Genomic DNA, 4,738 nt, shown 5'->3' with positions numbered 1-4,738 from the left:
GGCGCGAGCCGAGCGCACGCCCCGACGAGCTGTTCACCCCCGACTACTGGGTCGACCTCGTGCGCACCGCCGAAGCCGGCGGCATCCACTACGTGACGATCGAGGACTCGCTGGCGCTGCAGTCGGCGCAGTACAACGTGCCGGACGAGCGCACCGACGAGGTGCGCGGTCGTCTCGACGCCCTCCTGATCGCCTCGCGCGTGGCCCCGCTCACCCGCACCATCGGACTCATCCCGACGGTGACGACCACCTACACCGAGCCGTTCCACGTCTCGAAGGCCGTCGCCACCCTCGACCACATCAGCGATGGCCGCGCCGGCTGGCAGCCGAAGGTGTCGGGACGCCCCGACGAGGCCGCGCACGTCGGCCGCCGCTCCGTGCCGTCGCTCGAGGGCGGGCTGCACTCGCCCGAGGTCGAGGCCTTCATCGTCGACATCTTCGGCGACGCGGGCGAATCCGTCGAGGTCGTGCGCCGCCTCTGGGACAGCTGGGAGGACGACGCCGAGATCCGGGATGCCGCGACCGACCGCTTCCTCGACGCCGACAAGGTGCACACCATCGACTACGTCGGCGAGCGCCTGAGCGTGCGCGGCCCATCGATCACGCCGCGCTCGCCGCAGGGGCAGCCGGTCGTCGCGGCCCTCGCCCACGCCGCCGTTCCCTACCGGTTCGCCGCCGGATCCGCGGACGTCGTGTTCGTCACGCCCGCCGACCTCGACCACGCCCGCCGCATCCTCGACGAGGTCGCCGACGCGGCCGCACAGGTCGAGCGGGTCGGCGAGCCGCTGCGGGTCGTCGCCGACATCCTCGTGCTGCTCGACGGCCCCGACGAGACGGCCGCGGCACGTCTGGAGAGACTGGATGCCGCGGGCCGCCCGCTGACCTCCGACACCCGCATCGTCGCCGGCTCCGCCGACGAGATCGCCGACCTCGTCGCTCAGCTCGCCGAGCTCGGCTACGACGGCGTGCGCCTGCGCCCCGCCGTGCTCACCGACGACCTGGCCCGTATCGGCACCGACCTCGTCCCGCTGCTCGCGGCTCGCGGTGTGCTCGTCCCCGCCGACGACCAGGCCGTGGCCCTGCGCGCACGGTTCGGGCTGGAGGCATCCGTCCCCAGCCGCTACGCCACCCCCTCGCTGACGGGAGCAGACCGATGACCACCCCCACGCGCACCCCGATCATCCTCGCCGCCTACGTCGGCGGCGTGAACGAGCAGACCCTCTGGGAGCACCCCGACGCCGGCAGCCAGATCGCCTTCTCGTCGTTCCGTCACGTCGCGCAGACGGCCGAGCGCGGCCGGTTCGACTACTTCTTCCTCGCCGAGGGACTCGCCCTGCGCGAGCGCGACGGCCGCATCTTCGACCACGACATCGCCGGTCGCCCCGACACGCTGCCGGTGCTGGCCGCGCTCGCCGCGGTCACCGAGCACATCGGCCTCATCGGCACGCTCAACGCGACCTTCAACGAGCCGTACGAGCTCGCCCGGCAGGTGGCCACGCTCGACCATCTCTCCGGCGGACGCGCCGGCTGGAACGTCGTGACATCGTTCGACGCGTTCACGGGGGCGAACTTCCGCCGCGGCGGGTTCCTCCCGCACGCCCAGCGCTACGAGCGGGCCGAGGAATTCGTGGCGGCGGTGCGGGCCCTGTGGGACTCGTAGGGAGAGCACGCCATCGTCGCCGACAAGGGGGCGGGCCGGTTCCTCGCCGACGCCCGCGCGGGCGAGTTCGACGTCACCGGCAACCAGTTCGACATTCGCGGGCGCTTCACCGTGCCGCGCAGCCCTCAGGGCCGGCCGGTGCTGGTGCAGGCGGGCGTGTCCCCGCAGGGCCGCGACTTCGCCGCCGCCAACGCCTACGCGATCTTCTCGCCGTTCTCCCGGCTCGCCGAGGCGCAGCCGTTCGCCGCCGACATCCGCGCGCGTGCCGCCCGCGCCGGCCGCGACCCTCGAGACGTGAAGATCCTGCCCGGAGCGGAGTTCGTGATCGCCGACACCGAGACGCAGGCGCGGGAGAAGGCGGCTCACATCCGCGAGCAGCAGCTCACCGGACGGACCATCCGGGTGATCTTCGAACAGGTGTGGAACCGGGATCTCTCCGACTACGACATCGACGGGCCGGTGCCCGACATCGACCCGGATCCCGATGCGCCGACCTTCATCCAGGGTCGCGCATTCCTCTATCAGGACCGTTTCGAGACGGTGCGCACCTGGCGAGCCCTTGCGGAGGAGCGCTCGCTCACCCTGCGGGGCCTCGCCCGCGAGGTGTCGCGGGTGGAGACCTTCGCCGGCACCCCCGACCGGGTCGCCGACCAGCTGCTCGCGCTTGTCGATGGCGGCGGCGCCGACGGCGTCGTTCTCGGCTCGCACCTCACCCCGACCGGTCTCGACGAGTTCGTCGACCGCGTCGTGCCGATCCTGCAGGAGCGCGGCGCGCTGCGCACGGAGTACGAGGGCACCACCCTGCGCGACAACCTCGGCCTGCCCGTCCCCGTCCGCGCCGCTGAGCGCAGCGCCGTCGCCTGACCCCACCTCCTCCACCCGAAGGACTCTCATGACCGCCGCCCCTGCCCTCGACCGCGCCGCCTTCGCCCTGGAATGGGAGAGCTGGCATCGTGCGCACGAAGAACGCCGCGCGAGCGACGATGGGTTCCTCGCCGTGACGGGCCTGTACTGGCTCGACGAGACGCCGGTGCAGCCCGCGGGGGCGCCGGGGGCGTGGACGACCGGTCCTGACGGGGTCGAGGTGCGCCTCGCCGCCGGCGAGAGCGTCACGGTGGATGGGCGCGAGGTCACCGGCGGGCACCGGTTCGCGCCCATCGCCGAGCGGGCCTCGGTCGTCGTCGGCTTCGCCGACGGGGTGATCGAGGTCGCTCGGCGCGGGGGACGCGACATCCTTCGACCTCGTCGACGCGACGCGGCCTACCTCGCCGGGTACCACGGCACCCCCACCTACGTGCCGAACACGCGCTGGCGCGCGGAGGCCCGCTTCGAGGCGTACGACGCACCGCGGCCCATCACGGTCGATGCCGCCGTCGACGGCATCCAGCACGTGTACGACGCCCCGGGCGAGCTGGTGTTCTCGCTGCGCGGTGAGGAGTTCCGGCTGATCGCGTTCCCGGGACGCACCGACGACCTGCTCGTGCTGTTCACCGACGCAACGAGCGGACTCACCACGTACGCTGCGAGCCGCTCGCTCGCCGTTCCCCCGCCCGACGCCGACGGCCGCACGGTGATCGACTTCAACCGGGCCGTCAACCTGCCGTGCGCGTACACCGACTTCGCGACCTGCCCGCTGCCACCGACCGGCAACCGGCTGCCGGTCGGCATCGAGGGCGGCGAGAAGACGCCGCTGGCCCGCGTGGTCGGTCACGTGACCGCCCACGGCCTCGAGCTCGCCCCCGTCGAGGCCACGCCCGTCGAGGCCTCGCCTGCTGAGGTTGCGCCTGCTGAGGTCGCGCGATGAGAACCCAGCTGCTCGACATCATCCCCTACCGCGCCGACCCCCTGTCGGGGCACCAGGTGTCACCGGCCGAACGGCTCGAGCAGACGGTGATCGCCGCGGTACGGGCGGAGGAGCTCGGCTACGACGCCGTCGGCGTGGGCGAGCGGCACGCGGGCCCGTTCCTGTCGTCGTCACCGACGGTCGTTCTCGCCGCGATCGCGCAGGCGACCCGCACCGTGCGGCTCACAACCGGGGTCACCGTGCTGTCGGTGCTCGACCCGGTGCGGGTCGCCGAGGACTACGCGACCATCGATCAGCTGTCGCGAGGCCGACTCGACCTCGTGATCGGCAAGGGCAACGAAGCCGCCCAGTTCCCGCTGTTCGGCCTCGAGCTCGACGACCAGTGGGAGCTGCTCGAGGAGAAGTACGCCCTGCTGCGCGTGCTCTGGGAGCAGGAGTCGGTGACCTGGCCCGGCGGGCCGTTCACACGCCCGCTGAACGACGTCACGACCCTGCCGCGACCGTACGGCGGCCGACCGAGGGTATGGCACGGGTCGGCGACCACTCTCTTCTCCGCCTCCCTCGCGGCGCGTCACGGCGACCCGCTGTTCAGCGCCAACGCCATCCAGCCGCTCGAGAACTACGGCGTGCTCGTCGACCACTACCGCAGCGAACACGCCCGCCACGGCCACGACCCGCGCACCGCGTTCGTCGGTGCCGGCGCCGGGGCGCTGTTCATCGCCGACACCCGCGAGGAGGCGATCGCCCAGTACGGGCCCGTCTACGAGGCGATCGTGCAGGCCACCAACGTGCCCGGCAACAACACCCCGTTCCGCGACATCCGTCACGCGGTCGCCGAGGGTCCCGCCCTCGTCGGCACGGCCGCCGACGTGATCGACAAGATCGCACGCTTCCACGACCGGCTCGGGCACTCGCTGCAGTCCATCAGTCTGCCGACGACGCTCCCCTTCCCCCAGCAACTGGAGATCCTGGAACGATTCGCGCTCGAGGTCGCCCCGGCGCTTCGCCGCTCGTTCCCCACACACCTCTGGACCGACGACGACCCCGGGGCGGGTCGGGCGACGGTCCCGGAGAACCCGGCATGGGGCACGCCGGGAGAGGTCGTCCCGGCGGTGGGTGCGACGGCGAGTGCTGCGCCGTCGACCGCCGGGGCGACCCTGTGACCCCGGCGCTGTTACCCACCGTTGCCCTCACGCCAGGTCAGGAGTACGGGGCCGGGCAGACTGTCCGGGTGAGCGCACCGCAGACCTGGACGATCACCCCTGTTGATTGGC

Annotated in this window: 3 protein-coding genes and 1 pseudogene; all 4 read left to right on the top strand. The window is 72.5% G+C overall.

The window, feature by feature from the left end; translation table 11 throughout:
* Positions 1-1,157: LLM class flavin-dependent oxidoreductase (locus tag ASG00_RS02805; protein WP_056206710.1), on the top strand; the 1,157-nt coding region annotated here is incomplete at its 5' end.
* A pseudogene (locus ASG00_RS02800) lies at positions 1,154-2,524 on the top strand (NtaA/DmoA family FMN-dependent monooxygenase). The gene ASG00_RS02805 and the pseudogene ASG00_RS02800, both read left to right, overlap by 4 nt.
* A gap of 28 nt (positions 2,525-2,552) precedes the next feature.
* The gene (locus ASG00_RS02795) at positions 2,553-3,464 is read left to right on the top strand and encodes a DUF1684 domain-containing protein (RefSeq protein ID WP_082483020.1); all 912 of its coding nucleotides are present in this window, start codon (positions 2,553-2,555) and stop codon (positions 3,462-3,464) included.
* The gene (locus ASG00_RS02790) at positions 3,461-4,627 is read left to right on the top strand and encodes an LLM class flavin-dependent oxidoreductase (RefSeq protein ID WP_082483019.1); all 1,167 of its coding nucleotides are present in this window, start codon (positions 3,461-3,463) and stop codon (positions 4,625-4,627) included. Before ASG00_RS02795 ends, ASG00_RS02790 begins: the two co-directional genes overlap by 4 nt.
* Positions 4,628-4,738 lie beyond the last annotated feature (111 nt).

The organism is Microbacterium sp. Leaf351, from assembly GCF_001423825.1.
Classification (GTDB): domain Bacteria; phylum Actinomycetota; class Actinomycetes; order Actinomycetales; family Microbacteriaceae; genus Microbacterium; species Microbacterium ginsengisoli.
The sequence above is the reverse complement of the archived record's forward strand: the minus strand, read 5'-3'. Positions and strand labels throughout refer to the sequence as shown.